Source organism: Nonomuraea sp. NPDC005501 (assembly GCF_040605905.1).
GTDB lineage: Bacteria > Actinomycetota > Actinomycetes > Streptosporangiales > Streptosporangiaceae > Nonomuraea.
The window spans coordinates 1-20310 of sequence record NZ_JBEXDT010000102.1 but is presented as its reverse complement, the minus strand read 5'-3'; the positions used below and the strand labels follow the sequence as shown (position 1 = coordinate 20310).

Sequence of the window (20310 nt, the reverse complement as noted above, 5' to 3'; positions counted from 1 at the left end):
CCCCTGGGGCGCGCTGTTCCGGACCGCCCGGTTCTCCTCAGGGGCGGGCGATGTTCTCGAACCGGTCGAGGACCGCCTGGTAGCGGGCACTGGGCTCATAGGGAGGGTTACCGACACTTCCCGAGGTGGGCCGGTCCGTGACGGCAGGCCACAGGCGGGTCTGCTCGCCGGTGACGAAGTCGAGGACGATGTCTCGGATACGCGTGTCACGGTCGGCCTGTTCAGGGCTGCGGCCCGGCTGTTCCTGGCCGACCAGGGCGTACATCTCGGTGCCGTGCACGGCGGGCGCACCCTCGGCGGGCCCGATCATGAGGAGATGGGCATTGCCGCCCGCGGCGGCGTGGGCCAGAGCACCGCGAGCTGCGGGGAGCGTGAAAATGTAGTCCGTCAGGGACGCGGCGCGGACCTCGGCAGGGGTACGGCCGCCCTGGTCGTAGGCATCGACGATCCTCTTGGCGCGGGAGCGGGGAATGCGCCACCCCGCGAATTCGTCGGTGACGCGGTCGACGGTGTGCGGGTCGAACCGGTCCAGGTCGTTCGCCACCCACCAGCCCATCTCGTCACTGGTCGTGCTCAACAGGACGTCGATGTCCCGGTGCGAACCCGAGGCCAGGACGTCCAGGGGGTGGGCGTGCAGCACCCCGCCGGGCTGTTCGGCGTCCAGGACGACGCCCAGGCTCTGGTTGTCCATGCCGCCACGGACTCCGAGATCCGTCGGACAGACCTTGCGCAGGGCGGCCACCAGGGACGCCGCGTCGAGATCGATCAGCTTGTCGGGGTTGCCCGCGACACCGAGTTCGGTGACGAACCGCTCCGCGAGCTCCTCGGCCCACCAGGCCGGGACGAGACGCGAGGGCGCGCCCGAGAACCCGGCCAGCCGCCGGTACAGGCCGTCCGCGGAGGAGGCCCCGAGCAGCCCGAAGGTGGAGTAGGCGCCGGCGCTGTGGCCGAAGACGGTGACGTCGTCGGGGTCGCCACCGAAGGAGGCGATGTTCTGCTTGACCCAGGTGAGTGCGGCGATGACGTCCTGCAGGCCGAGGTTGCTGGCCTCGGCGAGCCGCCCGCCGTACTGCGACAGCGAGACCGCGCCCAGTGCGCCGAGCCGGTAGTTGACCGACACGCTCACCACACGCCCCGACGCGGCGAGACCGGCGGCGTTCGAGGTGATCTGCGTGTTCGCGCCGTACTCGAATCCGCCGCCATGGATGTACACGGTCACCGGCAGCGCCTTGTCAGCTGGCTGCTCGGGAGCCCACACGTTCAGGTTCAGGCAGTCCTCGCCCATCCCGCTGTCCGCTTCGAGCCAGTCGCCGCTGTCGGGCTGGACGGAGACGACGCCCTTGCGGTCGTAGGGCCGGTGCGGATCGAAGTCCGCGAGCACGGGGCGGCGGTATCGCTCGGCGGTGGCGTACGGGATTCCCCACCAGGACCGCACCCCTGGTGCAGTCGGGGCCTTGGGCGCGGTCGCGGTCATGGCGTGAGATTCCTTCCGGTGCGGTTCGGGTGTTTCGCGCGGCGTGTCAGCGGCTGATCGCTCGCGGTGACGCTCTCCAAGCATTCCCTGAACTCCGACAAATCGCCGAGCGGACAGCAGTCACCTGGTGGTCATCAGGTGACACTTCTCCTTACCGCCTTCTCGTAGCAGCCGCCGCGGCGCCCCGGCGGCCTGCGGTCCTGCCATCAGCGCCCGGTGGGCTTTGGCCAGGGGAAGCCCGCCGGGCAAGCATGGGGTCCCGCCGGTAATGCTGCTGGACTGAGCGCCATGAAATGATCACGAACGTGCCAAGCGTCTGCGCCCGCCGTGCCGGGTGTCGGCAAACGATGACGACTGGCTCGGCCTGCCCGAGGAAGCACTGATTCCTCAAGAGTCCTCGCTGGACGAGACGATCCAGCGAATCTGCCGCGACATCGGATTGCCCGTCCCCGAGGATGGCCGGATGCGAACAGCGTGACAACACGTCACACACATGTCCACGACGTGAATGCCAAGGTCAGGACGTGGATCCAACGAGCGCGGTCGGTAAGACTGATCAACGCAAGTCCGCGACGCTCGTAGGCGTCTCGTACGGCACGCGCGATGCTGGTCTTGCCGGACCCCGAATTGCCACGCAGGGTGATCAGTTTTGTGTCAGGGGAACCCACGGCCACACGCTGACCGTACCCGTTGTCGCCTCCCGGCGATGGCCAACGCCGCAGTAAGGCGACTCCCTCGAGGGGGACCGGCGCCTTCGCCAAGGCATACTCCCGGACAGCCGCGGAAACAGGCGCCCGGGGGCGTGGCTGAGAAATTGGACGCCGATGTAGGAATACGACGTCTACGGGGATCCCAATCCGGAACTCTCCGAGCGGATGATCAGCTTCGCGCAGGCCAACAGCAGCGGGTCGATGTACGCCATCTGGCGCAAGGATGACCGCGCGGACCTGGCCACCCCGCCGGTCGTCGCGCTGGGCGACGAAGGCGGCATCCACCTCGTCGCCCGCGACGTCCGGGAGCTCATTTAACTGATCGCCGGGCTCACCGACACCGGCATCTGGTGTGACGCGACCCCGCGAGAGGTTCCTGTCCTGGCTTGAGACGACCTTCGGTCTGCGCCCCGCCGACGACCCGGCAGCCGTCATCGCGACCGCACGGGCAGAGTTCGGTGAACTACTGGGGCCCGGCGTATCCGGGGCTGAGCACAGCACTCGAAACGTCTGGGGGTGTTTCGTTCTCCATCTGTTCCAGGCTCGGGCTCGACCAGTCCACGCCGTGCCCCACCCACGACACCTACTCGTCGGCGGCCCGCCCGCTCAGACCGGTAGTACCGAGGCAGTGCATTCTCCGCTTCCATGGCCTGAAAGGCCGGAGGGAGTTTGGCGTGCTCCCTTGCAAGCTTCTGAAATTCGGCCATGAAATCTTGATGCTTGTGGTGAGCACCCATCGATTGACGCCAACCGCGTCATCGAAAAGCCTTGCTGATCCTCGGACCGACCCAGGCCGCGCAGGGGAGGCTGGACGAGTCGATCGCTGCAGGCCACGCCACCCTGACAGGCCAGCGTTCCGCATGGCGCACCATGGTGCTCGCCGACAAGCTCGTTGTAGCGGGCAAGGAGTCGCTTGCTCGTAATGAGGGCGGGCAGTGGGCAAATAGTCGTGAAAAGCGGTGTTATCGGCATTCAGTAAGTGGTCGTCAAGACTCTCGAGTCACAGTTCTCTCATCAACCCCTTCGGGCTCAGCGTCCGACCGCGAGAGGACTCTGCATGACCAATCACGTCCCCAGCGCGGGCTCGTATCCACAGCCGCCGTACCAGCAGCCCATCGCCCAGTCAGGCCGACAGCCTGCCGCCCCCACGCCGCGCCCGACACCCCGCGGCCGGCGCTTCCTGGCTCACAGTCTGACCGCCGTCGTCTCGCTGATCATCGGTGTGGGCGTCGGCTCGGGTGGCGACGCCGAGAACTCGGCCTCCCCCCGCCCCACCGTTACGGTGACCGAAACCGAGCAAGCTGAGCCACCGTCCACCGTCGTCGAGACGGCCACCTCTGAGCCCCTGGCGGCGCAGGGTAAGGAAAGCGGCCCGCGGACCGTCGTCCCCGGCGACGGCCAGTACCTCGTCGGCGAGGACATCAAGCCCGGCACCTACAAGACGGCCGGCGCCGACGGCGACAACTGCTACTGGGCCCGCCTGAAGAACGCCTCCGGTGAGCTCGACGCCATCATCGCCAACGACAACACCAAGGGGCAGACCAGGGTGGCCGTGAAAAAGGGCGAGTACTTCGAGACCAACGGGTGCCAGGACTGGAAGCGGGCGGGCTGAGATGAACGCCGTCTACGTTGTCGCATCGGCGATCGTGCTAACGCTGGTCAGCGCCACGGTCGCCTATCTGATCGCCCGCAGTCGCACGGCACAGGAAAGTGCCGCGTTGAAGCTCGCCGAGGAGCAGCGCAAGCAGGCTACCGAGCAGGCGGATGCGCTGCGTGCTGAGCGGGACAGGGCCCAGGTGCAAGTGGCCGAATTGAGTCAGGCACACACCACCGCGCTGACCGAGCGCAGAACACTGGACGAGCAGCTCGGCCGACTCGGCGCCGAGTCGGAGGCGACTCGGACCAGTCTCCAGCGGAAGGAAACTGATGCACAGCGCTTGCATCTGGAGCTTCAGGCGGAGCAGGGGCGGAGGGCGGAAACTAGCCGTCGGCTCTGCGAGACCGAGCTCTCGATCGCCGAGCTGAAGGCGAAGGAGTCGGTCCTACGCACGGAGATTCAGGAGCTCAAGACGCAGCTAGCCGAGCTGCTCATGCAGAAACAGGCGCTACTGGAGCAAGCTGCGACGGTGCAGGCCGTCCGCCAGGAGCTCGATCAGACCCGCGCGGACAACAACCGGCTTCTGGGGGAGACCCTGCGCGCGGCGACCACCGAGATGCTGAAGAAGTCCCAGGACGAGCTGGTGACCAAGGCCGAGGCGACCCTGAACGCGGCCAGCAAGCCGGTCCGTGATCAGTTGGCGGAGATGGACCGGCAGCTCAAGGAGTTCTCCACCACCCGCGTCGCGGCCGAGGCCACGCTGAACCAGCAGCTGGTCACCCTGACAGAGGAGGGCCAGCGAACCCGTAAAGAAACCCGCGCACTCGTCGAGGCGCTCAAGAGGCCGCAGGTGCGCGGGTCCTGGGGGGAGATGCACCTCAAGAGGGCCGTGGAGCAGGCGGGTCTGGTCGAGCGCTGCGACTTCGACACCCAAGTGCACTTCGCCGACAGCGAGGGGGCGCTCCGCCCCGACATGGTGATCCACCTGTCCGGCGGCAAGCACGTCGTCGTGGACTCCAAGGTTCCGATGGCCGCCTTCATGGCCGCGATCGAGGCCGTAGATGAGGCCCAGGCGGACAAGCACTGGGTCGACCACGCCCGGCAGCTGCGCCAGCACGTGAACGCCCTCGGAAGCAAGGAGTACTTCCGGACGGTCGCCGCCTCACCGGAGTTCGTTGTGCTGTTCGTACCGAGCGACGCCTTCCTCCAGCCGGCGCTGGAGAGGGAGCCAACCCTCCAGGAGTACGCGATCTCCAAGAACGTCTTGATCGCGACGCCGACTTCGCTGATCGCCCTGCTCCGCACGGTGGCCTTCGCCTGGACTCAGGCGGCGCTGCAGGACAACCTCAAGCAGGTCTACGAACTCGGTCGCGAACTGTACGAGCGGCTTTCGGTCATGGGTGGGCATCTGAACACTCTGGGCAAGTCCCTCGACCGGTCGGTCAAGGCATACAACGACACGGTCGGCTCCATGGAGGGACGGGTCATGGTTACGGCGCGCAAGTTTCACACACTCAAAGTGGTGGAAGGCCAACTGGTCGAGCTCAAGGCGGCCGAGCAGGCTGCGCGACCGCTCGGTAGTCCAGAGCTGGTGGAATCGGCTAACGCCACGGCGGGCATCCGCGCGATCCCGCCAGCGCCTGGCGTGGAGAATGGGATCGCCGGTTGATGAGAGATCGGTGTGTGTCAATCCCCTCAAAGTGTGGAGACGGTCCTATGCCACAGCGGCCCTCAGCAGGGCGATCCGGGGTCGCTCGGCAGGTTGCTCTTCGGTCACCGGGAAACCGGATCACAGGGCGTAATCCCTCAGCATTCCGGAACGGCATCGACGCGTGAAGCGGCACGGAAACGTACGTTGAGGCTGCGCCCGACACATAGGTCCTTAACTCTTGGTCAGCGGGTCCGGGGTTCGAGTCCCTGGCGGCGCGCCTCCATGAGAAGGCCCTGGCTCACCTTGGGTGAGCCGGGGCTTCCTTTCGTTGCTCCCGCGCTTCTTCGGCGGCCCTGGCGCTCATGTAGCTCGAAAAAGTGTTATGCCGCAGCTCGCGTCCCGTCTCCTGGTGGAGAGCGTCTCCTGACGAGTTCCCTGACGAAAGGACCGACATGGGTCTCCAGACCAGCCGGCGTGACGTGTTGAAGGCGGCGGCAGGGGTGGCCGTGCTGCCCGCCCTCGCGGGCCGGGCATGGGCGGCGGAGCGGGCGGCGGCGCCGTTCAGGCATCCCGGGCTGCTGCACACCCAGGCCGACTTCGACCGGATCGCCGCGGCCGTGCGGGCCGGGGCGCAGCCGTACAAGGCCGGGTGGGACAAGCTGGTGGCCAACGGGCGCTCCAGGAGCACGTGGAAGCCGCGCCCGCTGGCGACCGTGGTGCGCGGCGGCGACGGGCAGAACTACCCGCAGCTCTACAACGACATCCACGCGGCCTACCAGAACGCGCTGCGCTGGCGGATCAGCGGCGACAAGGCGCACGCCGACACCGCGCGCGACATCCTCAACGCCTGGTCGGCCACGCTCAGGACGGTCACCGGCAACGCCGACCGGTTCCTCGCCGCCGGCATCTACGGCTACCAGTTCGCCAACGCCGCCGAGCTGATGCGCGACTACCCCGGCTTCGACGTCGAGCGGTTCCGGAAGATGCTCCTCACGGTCTTCCACCCGCTGAGCGACGCCTTCCTGGTCCGGCACAACGGCGCCTGCATCACCAACTACTGGGCCAACTGGGACCTGTGCAACCTGGCCGCCATCATGGCCATCGGCGTCTTCTGCGACGACCGGGCCATGTTCGACCGCGCCGTCGACTACGTCAAGAACGGCAAGGGCAACGGGTCGATCATGAACGCGATCCCGTTCCTGCACCCCGGCGGGCTCGCCCAGTGGCAGGAGAGCGGACGCGACCAGGGGCACACCATGATGGGCGTCGGCCTGATCGGCACGATCGCCGAGATGGCCTGGAACCAGGGCCTCGACCTGTACGGCCACGCCGACAACCGGATCATGAAGGCCGCCGAGTACGTCGCGAGGTACAACCTGGGCCAGTCCGTGCCGTTCACCACCTACACCTGGGGCACCGGCACGAACTGCGCCCGCCGCGAGCAGACCGTGGTCTCGGACGCCGGACGGGGCCAGGACCGGCCGGTGTGGGAGCTGCTGTACAACCACTACGCCAACCGCCGGGGCCTGGCGGTGCCGTACACCAGGGCGTACGCCGAGCGGGTGCGCGCCGAGGGCGGCGGCGGGGACTACGGGCCCAACAGCGGCGGGTTCGACCAGCTCGGCTTCGGCACGCTGCTGTTCACCCGCGCCGCCACGGCCTCGACCGGCGGAGCGCTCCTGCGGACGGGGACGACCCGGCGGCTCCTGTCGATCAACTTTCCGGAGGAGGGGATCGGCGCCTCGGGCGGGCTCGGCGTCCTCGGCGAGGCCGCTCCGCTCCGGGTCGTGCCGGGCCTGGCCGACGCCCAGGGCCACTCGTTCGTGGACGCGGACGGGCGCTACCTGCGGCACAGGGACTTCCGGCTGAGGTTCGACGGGGACGACGGCAGCGCGCTGTTCGAGCGGGACGCGACCTTCCACGCCCGCCCGGCGGCGGGCTCGGGACGGCTGCGGCTGGAGTCGGCCAACTATCCCGGCCGGTTCGTCCGCCACCGCCACCACCAGCTCTGGCTCGACAAGGACGAGGACGCCTCCGCCTTCCGCGCCGACACCACCTTCCGCCCGACCGCTCCCTGACCGGGCCGCACCTCCAGGCCCTGCGGCGACCGTGCCGGTGCGGGCTCGGGCGAGACGGACCTGGGACGCGGCCGGGCTGTGGTCCTCAGAGTCGCTCGGGCAGGCCGGGCCAGCCGGACTCGAGGAGGTCGAAGACGGCGTTCATGGCGGTGAGGGGGTCGGGTTCCGCGCCCGCGAGGTCGGGGATCTCCAGCACGTAGCGGACCAGGGCGCGGATGGTCATGTCCGAGGGGTCCCGGCCGGTCTCGTCGGCGATCGCCTTCGCCAGCGGCTCCTCGCCGGCGATCCAGAGCTTGCGCGAGTAGGCCCGCAGGGCGGGCGTGCTCACGATCAGATCGCGCAGGCGTCGGCGCTCGGGCGGCATGTCCGGGGTGAAGGGACCCCGGCCGGCCATGAACCGGCGCAGGGCCGCCAGGATCGGCTGGCCGGCGGGCCGGTCGCGGACCGCTGCGACCAGGCCCGCGCGCCGTTCGGCGCCGTCATCGAAGATCAGCGCTTCTTTGCCGTCCGGCACGTGCGCGAACAGGGTGGCGATGGAGACGTCCGCCTCGTCGGCGATCTGCGCCACGGTGACCTTGTCGTACCCGTGCTCGGAGAACAGCCGCCTCGCCGCGTCGGCCAGCGCCTGACGGGTCTGTGCCTTCTTGCGCTCGCGTCGCCCCATCGTCGTCGCCATGCCTCCATGCTAGCTGGGACCAGAATGGGTATAAAGTCAGAATTGTTATAGATTCATAGTGCTTCTATTTTCAGCAGAGAGCTGTCCTCCATGTCCTCCCATCACAGCCCCGACCCGGCCGAGGATCGCTGGGACGTCCATCGGCTGCCGCCCGCCGAGGGCAGGACCTTCCTGGTCACCGGCGGCAACGCGGGCATCGGATACTTCGTCGCCGAGCAGCTCGCCGGCACCGGCGCCACCGTCGTCCTCGGCAGCCGCGACAGCGCGAAGGCCGAGGCCGCGATGGCGTCGATCCGCTCACGCGTCCCCGGTGCCCGCGTACGCCGCGTCCCCCTGGACCTCGCCGACCTGTCCTCGCTCAAGGCGTCCGTGGACGCGCTTGGACCGCACGGTCTCGACGCGGTCGTCCACAACGCCGGTGTGCTGCTCGACGAGCCGCAGCGCCGTGAGACCGGAGACGGCCACGAGCTGATGTTCGCGACCAACCACCTCGGGCACTTCGCGCTGACCTGGTGGCTGGCGCCGCTGCTCACAGCCGCGCCCGCGAGCCGGGTCGTCACCATCGGCAGCTTCACGGCCAAGTCCGTGGACCTCGACGATCTCCAGAGCACGCACGGCTACCAGCCGAAGCGCGCCTACGCACGGTCGAAGCTCGCGCAGATGCTCTTCGGCTTCGAGCTCGATCGCCGGCTGCGCGCCGCCGGCAGCACGACGCTGAGTGTGGTGGTCCATCCCGGTGGCGCGCTCGACTCCCTCACCCCTTCACGCCCGCCGTTCCACGTCCGGACCGCCGGAGCGCGGCTGCGTGCCCTGCCGCTGGGCGTGCTCCTCCAGGGCAAGGAGGCCGCCGCGTGGTCCGCCGTCCGAGCGGTCCTCGACCCGTCCGTCCGGGGCGGCCAGCTGTGGGGCCCCCGGGTGCTCGGGATGCGCGGCCTGCCCGCACCCGAGCCCGTACGGGGCATCCTGGCCGACACCGAGCTCGCGGCCCGTGTGTGGGCCGCGAGCCGCGACCTGACCGGCGTCGATCCGAGCTCCCGTTTCGGGTGACACGGGCCGTACGAACGGCTACCCGGCCGTGGCGAGGGCGTCGCGGACGGTCATCAGGGCGAAGCCGAGCAGGTTGGCGCCCTGCCACGTCGAGGGGCGGGCGGCGCGTTCGTCCGAGGCCGCGAGGCCGATGCCCCACACCCGGTCGTTCGGGGCCGCCTCCACCAGGACGCGCCCGGCGGTGCCGGCCAGGAAGCGGCCCAGCTCCGCGTCCTGACCGAACTTGGCGAGGTTGCCCCGGACCACGATGTCGAAGCGGTGGGCGTTCCACTGCTCCTCGTCGAAGCTCCGCACGGTACGGCCGAGCTTCTTGGCCTCGCCCGGGTGGCTCGCGGCGAGGATCGCCTCCGCCGTCTCGTCGTCGCCGAACAGCCACGCCTTGTGGGCCATCATGTAGTGCTCGGCCGTGGCGAACGTGTGCCCGCCGGAGGTGAAGGCGGCCGGCCACCACTGCGACAGGCAGCCGGGGCCGACGCCGCCGTCCCGGGCCGGGCGGTGGCCCCAGAAGTAGAGGTAGCGCAGGGTGCGGCCGGCCTGCTCGGCGGCGACGGCCTCGTCGAGGGTGCGGGGGAGGGGGCTGGACATGGTGACCACCGTGGCACAGGGCCGCGTGCACGGTCGAGGGATATTCGTTGGTGGAGGGGGCGTCGGGTCTGGTTCCGTGGGGCCATGGCGACGTTGCGGCGCGCGTGGGAGGAACTGCCGGCCGGGCTGCGGTGCGAGGTGGCGCGGCGGCTCGGGGGTGAGGTGCGGGCGTTCGGTGATCGGCCGGGTGGGTTCTCGTACGGCGTGCTGGGCGTGGCCGAGTTCGGTGCCGGCGGCGGGCGCGTGTTCGTCAAGGCCGTGCCCGCCGAGGACGCCGCGGGGTACCGGGCCGAGGCGGCCGTCGCGCGGGCCCTGCCCGTCACCGTGCCGAGCCCGCGGCTCCGCTTCGCGCTGGAGCGGGACGGGTGGGTGCTGCTCTGCTTCGACGTGGCGCCGGGCCGGCTGCCGCATGAGCCGTGGCTCCGGCACGAGCTGGACGCGGCGCTGGACGCCGTCACCCGGTGCGTACGGGAGCTGACGCCGTCGCCCGTCGCCGAGGTCCCCACGGTGGCCGGGCGGATGGCCGGGCGGTGCGGGACGTGGCGGTCGTTGGCGGAGGCGGGTGCGCGGGAGCCGGTGACCACGGGCGGGCTCCCGGCGTGGCAGCGCGAGCACCTGGACCGGTTGGCCGAGATCGAGGGGCGGTGGGCCGGGCTGGTCACCGGTGACACGCTGCTCCACTTCGACCTGCGCCACGACAACGTCCTCGTCGCACCGGACGGCCGCACGGCCGGCGTGGTCGACTGGGGGCGCGCCTGTGTCGGGCCGGGCTGGGTGGACCTGGTGTGCCTGCTGCTCCTGTCGCGGGCGGACGGCGTGGATCTGGAGGAGACGTTCCTGGCGCACCCGCTGGGGCAGTCCGCGCCACCCGATGCGGTGGAGGCATTCCTGGTGGCGCTGGCCGGTTACTGGACGCACACGGCCGCGCTGCCGGGGCCCGCGCACGCCCCGCACCTCCAGGACCGTCGTGAGCGGTCGCGCGCGGCCGCGATCGGGTGGCTGCGCCGGAGGTGGGGGCGTCCCTCGTCGTGAGGTGAGAAGCGGCGTCAGGTGCCGTCGATGAGACGGACGGCGATGTCCGGGCTGAACTGACCGGCCGGGACGCCGGGCGCGATGCCGCAGTTGCCGTCCGAGTCGCCGGGCACCTTCACCCACAGCAGCATCTCGGCCGCCCCGCCCGCCTGGGCCGGGACGCCCAGCTTGCGGCCGGCCGGGTTGCACCACTCGCCGTTGGAGCCGTTGCCGTTGCGGCTGGTGTCGATGACGAACGTGGGGGTGCCGCCGAGGGCGGAGTTGACGGCCTTGGCGTAGGTCGCCGACTCGCTGGTGGTGTAGTAGTTCGAGACGTTCACCGAGAAGCCGCGGATGTTGCGCACTCCCGCGTCGGCCAGGCGCGTGGCCATGGTGCCCGCCGCGACCCAGCCGGAGTTGCCGCCGTCGAGGTAGGCCCACGTGTTGGTGGCCTTGTCGCGGAACTGCTGGGTGGCGTACGTGAGCATGCGGTTGCGCTCCTGGACGGCCGCGTCGCTCATGCAGTTGAAGTCGCCGAGGCTGTCGGGCTCGATGACGACGACCGCGGGGTGGCTGCCGATGGCCGAGGCGAACGCGGAGATCCACGTCTTGTACGCGGCCTCGCTGCCGGCGCCGCCGCCGGAGTGGCCGCCGCAGGCGTCGCGGCCGGGGATGTTGTAGGCCACGAGGACCGGCAGCTTGTCGGCCGTGTCGGCGGCGGTCACGTAGGAGGACACGGCGGAGCCGATGTCGCTGTTCCAGTTGCCGAACCAGCGGGCCATGGGCTTGGCGGCGATGGCGGACCGGATGCGGGCGGCGCGGGAGTCGGAGGAGTGGTCGCGTACCCAGGTGGCCGGGTTGGAGTCGGGGTCGACGTAGAAGCCGTCGGTCATGGCGAGCGGTCCCGACGCGGGCGGGGTGGAGGGCGAGGTCTCGGTGAGGGAGACGTTGTCCAGGGAGAAGGTGAAGCCGGCGTTCTTGCCTAGCTGGAAGGAGACCTGCCCGCCGGTCGTGCCGAGCGTGGAGGTGAAGGGGAAGGTGAAGCGCTTGCTGGCGGTGCCCAGGGAGAGGGTCTGGGTCAGCGTCCTGGTGTAGGGGGAGTCCGCGAGCTGCACGGTGGTGACGGCGCTGACCGGGGCGGAGGCCGAGGCGTCGAACGACAGCGTGTAGCTCTTGCCCTGGGCCAGGGTGATCGCGTTCTGGCCGACCATGGCGTCCCAGGGGTTGGCGGTGCCGCCGGTCACCTGGACCTGGAGCCTGCCGCCGCTGACGGCCATCGAGGTGTTGGCGGAGCTCCACCAGGGGGCGGTGCCGCCGGCGAAGGTGCCGTTGACCACGAGCTCGGGCGCCGCCGAGGCGGGCGTGGCGACGGCGACCGTCGCCGCTGCCGCCACTGTCGCGGCCGAGGCGGTGATCGCCAGCACGCGGGTTAACAACCGCATCAATGCTTCCCTTCGGTAGATCTGACTACGAAGACCCCAACTATCACAGGAGATCAAGCACCATGTGACGACATATCCGAACATCGGGCAAGACGTTCTGTTGACAGGTGATGGCCGGATCCGGACGTATACGCTGGTCGGAGGGGGTGTGTTCGGCCGGGATGATCTGGTAGGAAGGATCAGCCTGAGGAGGTTCGCATGGATCTCGTACCGTTCGAACTCGAAGCGCTGGACCCCCGGGTCGCCGCCGTCGGCGGCGACAGGTGGCTCGAACGCCTTCACCGGGGCGCCCGCTGGACCGAGGGCCCCGTCTACTTCCCGGCGGGCCGCTTCCTCGTCTGGAGCGACATCCCGAACGACCGCATGCTGCGCTGGGACGAGCTGACCGGCGCCGTCGGCACTTTCCGCGAGCCGGCCGGCTACACCAACGGCAACACGCTCGACCGCGAGGGCCGCCTGGTCTCCTGCGAGCACGGCGCCCGCCGCGTGACCAGGACCGAGCACGACGGCTCCATCACCGTGCTGGCCGACCGATGGCGGGGCAAGCGGCTCAACAGCCCCAACGATGTGGTGGTCCGCTCCGACGGGTCCGTCTGGTTCACCGACCCGCCGTACGGGATCCTCAGCGACTACGAGGGACACCGCGCCGACCAGGAGATCGACGGCTGCCACGTGTACCGGATCGACCCGGTCGCCGGCGAGCCCCGGGTCGTGGCCGACGACTTCGCCCGGCCGAACGGGCTGGCCTTCTCCCCGGACGAGAGCCGCGTCTACATCGCCGACACCGAGCGCGACCACGTGCGCGTCTTCGACGTCCACGACGACGGCAGCCTGTCGGGCGGCAAGGTGTTCGCCGAGCACACCGGCAAGGGCGGCTTCGACGGGCTGCGGCTCGACGACGCGGGCCGGGTGTGGGCGGCCGTCGGCAGGGCGGTCCACTGCTACGACCCCGACGGCACGCTCCTCGGCCGGATGATCCTGCCGGAGGCCGCCTCCAACCTCGTCTTCGGCGGCCTCAAGCGCAACAGGTTGTTCATCACCGCGACGACGTCCGTGTACTCGATCCTGCTGAGCGTCAGAGGAGCCCGCCCGGTGTGGGCGAGCTCCTGAGAGACGTCCGGGCAGGCTAGGCGAACGCCCAGGCGAACAGGTGGATCTCCCCGTCCTCGGGGGTGGAGAACCTCACGCTCTTCACCGTTTTGGCCGGATCCAGCGCGATCGGCTGCGCCGCGAAGACGTGCGCGCCGATCGGCTGCAGTGCCCACGACCCCCAGAACAGCCGGTACGGCGCGCTGGCCACGATCTCGTTGCCGAACGCGGGCTGCTCTCCGCCGAAGTCGAGGATCCACTCGCTGAAGCCGAGCTTCCCGGTGCCGGTCGAGCCGTCGGTGTAGGTGACGGTCACGTCCGACTCGGGCCAGCCGTTGACCCCGGCCCCGAGGAAGGCGAGCTTGGTGGCCCCGGCGGGCGCGGCCATCTCGATGGGCTGGGTGCCGGGCCGCAGGTTGTCCCACTGGCCGGGCTTGCGGCTCGGCCAGGTGAACGTGAAGCCCTTCCAGGCGAACGTGCCGCCCGGCTTGAGCCCGGCGTCGGCCAGGGACTGCGCCGGGTAGCTGAAGCCGGGACCGTCGATGTTGGCCTCGTCGGGCACGGCGGCGTCGCCGATGCCGGAGTTGTTGTGGTACCAGGCGATTGTGCCGCGTTTGGCCACGTTGAGCCGGGTGCTCGCGGTCACTCCGCTGCTGCTGCTCCCCGCCGGGTTGTCCACACTGATGGGCACGGTCGTGAGGTCCGGCGCGGCGCCCGCGGCCACGGAGACCCGCACCTTGACGGCGGCCCTGCCGCCGGCCGGCACGCTCAGGGTCCCGCTCGCCGGTGACACGGTGATGCCCGCCGGCGGCTTGGCCTGCCAGGTCACGGTGGCCGCCGCGCCGAGCGACTGCACCGACAGCTCCGCGTCGACCGCGCCGCCGGGCTCGACGGGCGTGGCGCCGGGGGTGAGGCCGGCGACGAACGCCTTGGAGCCCTGGCCGAACGAGGGCGGGGCGTTGCGCGGGTCGGCCCCGAACGTCAGGTTCGGCGACGAGCCGAGCGTGAAGTCGAGCCGCCCGCCCCGGGTCGCGAACGACTCCGGCAGCCACGCCCTACCGGTCGCCACGCCGTTCACCCGCAGCGTCTGGATGTAGCGGTTGGCCGGGGAAGGCGCGCTGACCACGATGTCGCCCGCCGGCCGGGTGACCGTGACCTTGTCGAACAGCGGTGTGCTGACCAGCAGCTCGGCCCGGCCGGGGATGGCCGGGAACAGGCCCATGGCCGACCACACGTACCACGCGCCCATGGTGCCGAGGTCGTCGTTGCCGACGAGCCCGTCCGCGCCGGAGGTGAACAACTCCTGCTGCACCCGGCGCACCACGTCCTGCGTCTTGTACGGCTGCCCCGCCCACGCGTACAGCCACGGCGACGGCAGCGCGATCTCGTTGCCCAGGTACGCGTACGCCTCGGCCGGGCCCGCGTTGAGCTTCTTGAAGTAGCCGTCGAGCCGCGGGATGACCTTGCTCAGGCCGCCCATCGCGGTGAACAGGCCCTGCGGATTGTGCGGCACCATCCAGTGGTACTGGGCGCCGTTGCCCTCCATGTAGACGTCGGGCGCGGCCGGGTCGAACGGCGCGGTGAACGACCCCTCCCCCATGCGCGGCTGGATCCAGCCGTTGCCCGGGTTGTAGAGGTTCTGCCACGACTGGGCGCGCTTCATGAACTCCGTGGCCGTCGCCTGGTCGCCGAGCCGGGTGGCGAGCTGCGCGATCCCGAAGTCGGCCACGGCGTACTCCAGCGTGGACGACGGGTCGGAGGGGACGAAGCCCTTGGCCATGTAGTCGGCGTTGCCGGGGCGCTCGTCGTACTGGGCCTCCGGGTGGCCGATGTCCTTCGGGCCGACGCGCCGGGCGGCCGCGGCCATCGCCTTCAGCGCCGCCGCCGAGTCGAAGCCGCGCGCCCCGAAGGCGTACATCGTGGACAGGATGGAGTGGTACGGGTCGCCGACCATGACCCCGGTGACGGCCGTCTGGTGCGACCAGCGGTCCCAGACGTTGCCCAGGGCCTGGGCGTTGTCGTACATCGACTGGGCGATGTCGGCGGCCACGTCCGGCACGAGGAGCGCCAGGAGCTGCACCTCGGTCCGGTAGATGTCCCAGCCGGAGAAAGTCGCGTACTGGTGGTGCCCCGCGCGCACGGTCCTCGGTTTGCCGTCGAAGCCGGTGTAGGTGCCGTCCACGTCCTCGAAGACGTACGGCTGGAGCAGCGTGTGGTACAGGTTGCTGTAGAACGTGCGGCGCTGGTCCTCGGTGCCGCCGGCGACCCGGATCTGACCGAGGCGCTGGTCCCAGACGGCGGTGGCCTCCTGGCGCACCTGTTCGAGGGCCTTGTCGCCGATCTCCTTGTCCAGGTTGTTCCGCGCGCCGTCGACGCTCACGTACGACAGGCCGACGCGCATCTGCACCGGCTTGGCGGGGTCGAACTCCAGGTACGCCCCGGAGCCGGGCCCGTTGACGGTGACGTCGGTACCGGTGACCAGGTCGGCCCGGACGCGGGCCTTGGAGGCGTCGTTGGAGATGGTCTGCGTCCCCGGCCGCACCTCGTCGTTCTTCCACGTGCCGTAGCCGGTGAACGGCTGGTCGAACGTGGCGTGGAAGTACACCTTGTAGCGGAGGGGCGGGCCGCAGAAGCCGCCGGTCTTCACCCAGCCCTCGACCGTGTTCTGGCCGATGTGGGTCTCGCCGTCGTCGATGCCGTTGACGGAGCCGCTGGTGTTGAGCAGCAGCGTGGCGGGCTTGCCCTGCGGGAAGGCGAAGCGGGCGACGCCGGCGCGGGCGCTGACCGAGATCTCCGTGGAGACGCCGGTGTCCAGCGTGCTGCTGTAGTAGCCGGGCGCGGCCTTCTCGTTCTCGTGCTTGAACGTCTGGACGTAGTCCATGCCGTGGGTGGCGGGCGAGCGGGCGATCTTCCCGGAGAACGGCATGACGGGGAAGTCCTGGGCGCCGTTGCAGCCGGGCCCGGAGATGTGCGTCAGGGAGAAGCCGCGCAGCCGGTTGTCCTCGTACTGGTAGCCGCCTCCGGCGTCCTCGACCGTGTCGGGACTCCACTGCATCATGCCGAACGGGAGAACGGCGCCGGGGAACGTCATGCCGCCGCCCCCGCCGTGGCCGAAGTCGGTGGCCGCCTCCTTCGTGCCGTGGAAGACGTTGACCAGCTCGGTCGGGCTGACGTCGACGCCCACCTCGGCGGCGGCGGTCACGGGGGGCGGGGCGCCGGGCGGCAGGGCCAGGGCTGCCAGCAGGACGGTGACGGTAGGTAAGGACCATGGGGACATGGCGGGCCTCCAGAAGGCGGTTTGCAGCATCGAAACGCCGATCACCGGAGACGGTCAACGAGCAGAAACGGCGGGGAGAGCCTGCCACCGGCGATGGCCGCCCGCGGCTCGAATAGGGGTTGGCGCGCCCCCGGGGTCGTTGGCACATTCGCAGGAAGCCCCTGTGTCGCACCCCGGCCGGAGGAGATCCCGCGATGACCGTCCCGCCCAGGCGCCGCCCCGCGCGCCGCGGGCGCCACTCCGACATCCCGCTGTGAACACTGCCGTCCAACAGGAGGCACCATGTCCCATCTCGCCCCGTCCCAGCCAGCTGTCAAGCAACAGGTCACCGCCGTGCTCGTGGGCGGCCCCGACCACCTGCCGGGGGACCGGCGCGTCCAGCGGGTCAGCGCCGGCACCGACACGCTCAAGCTGCCGCACGGCGCCGGGTACGAGCACTTCCGGCACCACGGCGAGAGCACCACGGTCGACGGCGTGGACGCCCTCGTCTTCCAGTGGGTCATGCACACGGCCATCGCGGAGTGACCCGCCGCCTCCCCGGCCCCTTCGGGGGGTCGGGGTTCGGCCGGGTCAGGTCTGGCGGCTCATCAGGTCGGCGGGCAGCTCGGTCCGGCGGGTGACGTTGAGCTTGCGGTAGATGCGGGTCAGGTGCTGCTCGACCGTGCTGACCGTGATGAACAACTTGCCGGAGATCTCCCGGTTGGAGTAGCCGTCGGCGGCCAGCGCCGCGACGCGCCGCTCGGCGTCGCTGAGCACGGGCCGCACGCCGCCCGGCTCCGCCTCGCCGTCCTCGTCCTCGCCCGGCGCGAGGTCCGGGTCCAGGACCGTGATCCGGCACTCGTCGGCCAGGGCGCGCGCCCGCCGTCCCACCATCCACGCGCGCCGGAACTCGCCCATCGCCCGGTACGCCTCCGTGAGCTCGCCGAGCGTCCTGGCCAGCTCGTACCGGTCACCGCTCGACTGGAGCAGCTCGGCCGACTGGCGCAGCATCATGACGCGGTGGCGCGGCTCGCCGACGGCGGCCAGCAGCCGCAACCCCGCCCCGTGGACGCGAGCGGAGCGGCGGTCGCAGCGGGCGAGCTGGTCCTCCACGAGCACCCGCGCCTCCTCCGGCTCCTCCAGCCGGATCAACGCCTCGGCCACGTCCAGCCGCCACGCGATGAACCCCGGCGCGTCCAGCCCCCACGCCCGCATGAGCTCGCCGCACAGCCGCAGGTCGCGCAGCGCCTGCCGGGGCTGGCCGGCCATCAGGTGGAAGCGGCCCCTGCCGTACAGGTAGTGCAGGCCGAACCGGGTCTCCAGCATCGCCTCCGGCACCGGCCGGTCCGCCTGGGGCAGGAACTCCTCGAAGCGGCCCATGGCCGCGCCCGCCAGGAGCAGGCTGCCGATCGGGCCGCCGACGGCCACGCCCCAGCTCCCCGGCGGGATGATCTCCAGGGCCCGCCGCGCGTCGTCCACCGCGCCCGCGAGGTCGCCCCGCCGCAGGTGGATCTCCGCGCGGATCGCGGACAGCCGTGCCTGCCGGCTCGGGGCGTGGCGCGAGGCGGCCTCGGCGATGAACGCGTCGCACCACGGCGCCGCCCGGTCCGCCCGGCCCGTGTAGGTGAGGGTGAGCAGCGCGCTCTCGACGGTGTCCATGGACATCTCGTCCAGACGGCAGCCGCGCAGCACCCGCTCGGCCGTGGCGGCCGGCTCGTCGGGGCACTCGTCGGCCAGCGCGCGGGCCAGCGCCCCCGCCGACTCCAGGCGGCGGCCGACGCTGAGCGAGTGCGCCGCGCCGCTGGCCTGCTCGTCGCTGAGCTTCGGCAGGTGCGGCAGGAACGACGGGTAGCTGCTGCGGAACCAGGCGCGTGCGGCCGCCAGCTCGGCCACGGTCTCGCGGTCCGGTTCCGCCAGCTCGCCGAGGCGGGCGAGCACGTCCTTGGCGTCGGTGTCGTGGCCGTGCCACAGCAGCGCCTTGGCCAGCACCACGGCGTCGCCGCCGCCCAGGTGGCCGTTGCGCAGCGCGGTGGTCAGCTCGGCGAGGTGGCCGGCGGGGGTGCTCGGGTTGATGCGCCACTTTGCGCGTACCAGCGTGGTGGTGATCCGGGCGCGCCGCCGCTCGTCGGCGCACGCCTGCCAGGCCAGCTTGAGGTACTCGATCGCGGGCTCCACGTCGCCGTCGCGCAGCGCCTGCTCGGCGGCCTCCTCCAGGACGGGCAGCGCCCACGGGTGAGCGGCGTGGCCGCCCCGGATGAGGTGGTCGGCCACGGCCGCCACGGGGGCGCCGTCGTGGTAGGCCAGCTCGGCGGCGCGGCGGTGCAGGAGGGCGCGCTCGGCGCCGTCCAGCCCGGCCAGCACCGCCGCCCTGGCGGCCTCGTGCCGGAACCGGCCGCCGCTGAGCAGCCCGGCGCCGGTCAGCGCCTGCTCCGCCCGCGCCGCGTCCGCCTCGCCCGCCTGCCGGTCCGGCTGACCACCGTACAGCCGGTCCGTCTCCACACGTGCGGTCGTGTCTCCACGTGCGGTCGTGTCTCCACGTCCGGCCGTCTCCCCATCCGCGGTCGTCCCCGCGCGACCGGTCGTGTCGCCGGTGTCGGCGCGGTTGAGGAGACGGGCCGCTGCGGCGGTGGTCCCCGCCACCGCCAGCGCGCGGGCCATGAGCAGCGCCTCCGGGCCGGCGCGGTGCAGGCAGGCGACGACGGCCTCGCCGTACCTGTCGCCCGGGGCGCCGGTGTCCTGGAGGTCCTCCAGCGCGGCGTCCACGAGCAGCCGGTTGCCCCCGCTCACCTCGTGGCAGCGCGCCGCGAACCGGGCCGCCGCCTCCTCGCCCGCCAGCCGCGCCACCCGCTCGGCGACGCCCTGCTCCGTCAGGTGGCCGAGCCGCACCTGCCGGCAGTGCGGCTGCCGGAGGACCTCGCTGTGCAGAAGGTTCGGGAGGCGGGCCTGGTGTCCGGGCGTGCCGAACACCAGCATGATGCGCGCGTACTTCACCCGCCGCGCCAGGTACGACAGGCAGAGCTGGGAGGCGCGGTCGGCGTGGTGCATGTCGTCCACCGCGATGACGAGGGGGCAGCGCTCCGACAGCTCCAGCAGCACCGTGCAGAGCGCGTCCACGATCTGCACGTCCACGTGCTCGATGGAGTCGGCGCGCGGGTCGCTGGAGATGTGCGCGCGGGCGCCCTCCTGCAGCAGACGAAGGGTGGTGGCGCGGTGCTCCTCGGTCATCGGCGCGTTGTGGAGGAGCTGCGACAGCACGCCCAGGGGCAGGTCGCGCTCGGCCAGCGAGCCCATGGCGCTCAGCGGCAGCGCGCCGTGCTCGAACGCGTCGTCGGCGAAGCCGTACAGCAGCCGGCTCTTGCCGGTGGCGATGGCGCCCGTGACCAGGGCGATCCGGCCGCGGCCGGCCACCGCCTCCTCCAGGAGCCCGTGCAGCAGGGCCATGGCCTGCCGTTCGTCGTCCACGGCCATGATGGCCCTCCTCGGTGTCGTCGGTGGTGGGGCTCGCGGCCGGTCAGTGGCCGGCCGGTTCCAGCGGGCGCCGCCGGGTGGGACGGCCCTGGGCGGCGCCGCACGCGGGGGCGGCGGGCGTCCGGTCCGCGAAGGCGCCGTCCGGGAAGGCGCCGCTGCCGGTGAGGTGGCTCCCGGGCCCGGTGGTCGCGAGCAGGCGGGCGCCGGCGGCGCGGACCGCGGCGTA

The 20310-nt window shown here is 71.2% G+C and carries 15 protein-coding genes; 8 read left to right on the top strand and 7 right to left on the bottom strand.

Annotated features, from left to right (window positions below; all coding sequences use genetic code 11):
- Positions 1-37: 37 nt before the first annotated feature.
- Positions 38-1474 (bottom strand): carboxylesterase family protein, encoded by a 1437-nt coding sequence (locus ABZS51_RS35385; protein ID WP_355450521.1) that lies wholly within the window; start codon positions 1472-1474, stop codon positions 38-40.
- Positions 1475-2349: 875 nt separating this feature from the next.
- Between ABZS51_RS35385 and ABZS51_RS35380 the strand changes: the two genes are divergently transcribed.
- The 4 genes from ABZS51_RS35380 to ABZS51_RS35365 all read left to right on the top strand — a co-directional run bounded on the left by ABZS51_RS35380 (position 2350) and on the right by ABZS51_RS35365 (position 7510).
- Positions 2350-2502 (top strand): hypothetical protein, encoded by a 153-nt coding sequence (locus ABZS51_RS35380; RefSeq protein WP_355450518.1) that lies wholly within the window; start codon positions 2350-2352, stop codon positions 2500-2502.
- Between the two features lie 739 nt (positions 2503-3241).
- Positions 3242-3796, top strand: a complete 555-nt coding sequence (locus ABZS51_RS35375) for a hypothetical protein (RefSeq protein WP_355450515.1) — start codon at positions 3242-3244, stop codon at positions 3794-3796.
- A gap of 1 nt (position 3797) precedes the next feature.
- Positions 3798-5450 (top strand): DNA recombination protein RmuC, encoded by a 1653-nt coding sequence (gene rmuC / locus ABZS51_RS35370; RefSeq protein WP_355450513.1) that lies wholly within the window; start codon positions 3798-3800, stop codon positions 5448-5450.
- Between the two features lie 434 nt (positions 5451-5884).
- A complete protein-coding gene (locus ABZS51_RS35365) occupies positions 5885-7510 on the top strand; it encodes an AbfB domain-containing protein (protein WP_355450510.1) in 1626 nt (541 codons plus the stop codon).
- 85 nt (positions 7511-7595) lie between these two features.
- On the opposite strand, the gene ABZS51_RS35360 is transcribed toward ABZS51_RS35365, so the two are convergent.
- On the bottom strand, positions 7596-8186 hold the full coding sequence (locus ABZS51_RS35360; protein WP_310708865.1) for a TetR family transcriptional regulator: 591 nt from the start codon (positions 8184-8186) through the stop codon (positions 7596-7598).
- Positions 8187-8276: 90 nt separating this feature from the next.
- On the opposite strand from ABZS51_RS35360, the gene ABZS51_RS35355 reads away from it, so the two are divergent.
- Positions 8277-9233 (top strand): SDR family NAD(P)-dependent oxidoreductase, encoded by a 957-nt coding sequence (locus ABZS51_RS35355; RefSeq protein WP_355450507.1) that lies wholly within the window; start codon positions 8277-8279, stop codon positions 9231-9233.
- Between the two features lie 18 nt (positions 9234-9251).
- Here ABZS51_RS35355 and ABZS51_RS35350 read toward each other — a convergent pair whose 3' ends face one another.
- Complete coding sequence (locus ABZS51_RS35350; protein ID WP_355450504.1) at positions 9252-9818, bottom strand: NADAR family protein; 567 nt, start codon at positions 9816-9818, stop codon at positions 9252-9254.
- An 84-nt stretch (positions 9819-9902) separates the two neighbouring features.
- Between ABZS51_RS35350 and ABZS51_RS35345 the strand changes: the two genes are divergently transcribed.
- Positions 9903-10850, top strand: coding sequence for an aminoglycoside phosphotransferase family protein (locus ABZS51_RS35345; protein WP_355450501.1), 948 nt, complete (start codon positions 9903-9905; stop codon positions 10848-10850).
- 14 nt (positions 10851-10864) lie between these two features.
- On the opposite strand, the gene ABZS51_RS35340 is transcribed toward ABZS51_RS35345, so the two are convergent.
- Complete coding sequence (locus tag ABZS51_RS35340; RefSeq protein WP_355450498.1) at positions 10865-12271, bottom strand: glycoside hydrolase family 6 protein; 1407 nt, start codon at positions 12269-12271, stop codon at positions 10865-10867.
- 198 nt (positions 12272-12469) lie between these two features.
- Between ABZS51_RS35340 and ABZS51_RS35335 the strand changes: the two genes are divergently transcribed.
- Positions 12470-13381 carry an SMP-30/gluconolactonase/LRE family protein gene (locus ABZS51_RS35335; RefSeq protein ID WP_355450495.1) on the top strand — a complete coding sequence of 304 codons (912 nt, stop codon included), beginning with the start codon at positions 12470-12472 and terminating at the stop codon, positions 13379-13381.
- A gap of 16 nt (positions 13382-13397) precedes the next feature.
- On the opposite strand, the gene ABZS51_RS35330 is transcribed toward ABZS51_RS35335, so the two are convergent.
- Complete coding sequence (locus ABZS51_RS35330) at positions 13398-16637, bottom strand: GH92 family glycosyl hydrolase (RefSeq protein WP_355450492.1); 3240 nt, start codon at positions 16635-16637, stop codon at positions 13398-13400.
- Between the two features lie 282 nt (positions 16638-16919).
- On the opposite strand from ABZS51_RS35330, the gene ABZS51_RS35325 reads away from it, so the two are divergent.
- Positions 16920-17162 (top strand): DUF5988 family protein, encoded by a 243-nt coding sequence (locus ABZS51_RS35325; protein ID WP_355450489.1) that lies wholly within the window; start codon positions 16920-16922, stop codon positions 17160-17162.
- A gap of 45 nt (positions 17163-17207) precedes the next feature.
- On the opposite strand, the gene ABZS51_RS35320 is transcribed toward ABZS51_RS35325, so the two are convergent.
- Complete coding sequence (locus ABZS51_RS35320) at positions 17208-20084, bottom strand: AAA family ATPase (protein ID WP_355450486.1); 2877 nt, start codon at positions 20082-20084, stop codon at positions 17208-17210.
- A 43-nt stretch (positions 20085-20127) separates the two neighbouring features.
- Positions 20128-20310 (bottom strand): hypothetical protein (locus ABZS51_RS35315; RefSeq protein ID WP_355450484.1); only part of this gene is annotated, 183 nt, incomplete at its 5' end.

What these genes read in the sequence shown, in the direction of transcription:
- ABZS51_RS35385 (WP_355450521.1), bottom strand. Translation starts at nt 1,474, where the DNA reads ATGACCGCGACCGCGCCCAAGGCCCCGACTGCACCAGGGGTGCGGTCC.
- ABZS51_RS35380 (WP_355450518.1), top strand. Translation starts at nt 2,350, where the DNA reads ATGATCAGCTTCGCGCAGGCCAACAGCAGCGGGTCGATGTACGCCATC.
- ABZS51_RS35375 (WP_355450515.1), top strand. Translation starts at nt 3,242, where the DNA reads ATGACCAATCACGTCCCCAGCGCGGGCTCGTATCCACAGCCGCCGTAC.
- rmuC (WP_355450513.1), top strand. Translation starts at nt 3,798, where the DNA reads ATGAACGCCGTCTACGTTGTCGCATCGGCGATCGTGCTAACGCTGGTC.
- ABZS51_RS35365 (WP_355450510.1), top strand. Translation starts at nt 5,885, where the DNA reads ATGGGTCTCCAGACCAGCCGGCGTGACGTGTTGAAGGCGGCGGCAGGG.
- ABZS51_RS35360 (WP_310708865.1), bottom strand. Translation starts at nt 8,186, where the DNA reads ATGGCGACGACGATGGGGCGACGCGAGCGCAAGAAGGCACAGACCCGT.
- ABZS51_RS35355 (WP_355450507.1), top strand. Translation starts at nt 8,277, where the DNA reads ATGTCCTCCCATCACAGCCCCGACCCGGCCGAGGATCGCTGGGACGTC.
- ABZS51_RS35350 (WP_355450504.1), bottom strand. Translation starts at nt 9,818, where the DNA reads ATGTCCAGCCCCCTCCCCCGCACCCTCGACGAGGCCGTCGCCGCCGAG.
- ABZS51_RS35345 (WP_355450501.1), top strand. Translation starts at nt 9,903, where the DNA reads ATGGCGACGTTGCGGCGCGCGTGGGAGGAACTGCCGGCCGGGCTGCGG.
- ABZS51_RS35340 (WP_355450498.1), bottom strand. Translation starts at nt 12,271, where the DNA reads ATGCGGTTGTTAACCCGCGTGCTGGCGATCACCGCCTCGGCCGCGACA.
- ABZS51_RS35335 (WP_355450495.1), top strand. Translation starts at nt 12,470, where the DNA reads ATGGATCTCGTACCGTTCGAACTCGAAGCGCTGGACCCCCGGGTCGCC.
- ABZS51_RS35330 (WP_355450492.1), bottom strand. Translation starts at nt 16,637, where the DNA reads ATGTCCCCATGGTCCTTACCTACCGTCACCGTCCTGCTGGCAGCCCTG.
- ABZS51_RS35325 (WP_355450489.1), top strand. Translation starts at nt 16,920, where the DNA reads ATGTCCCATCTCGCCCCGTCCCAGCCAGCTGTCAAGCAACAGGTCACC.
- ABZS51_RS35320 (WP_355450486.1), bottom strand. Translation starts at nt 20,084, where the DNA reads ATGGCCGTGGACGACGAACGGCAGGCCATGGCCCTGCTGCACGGGCTC.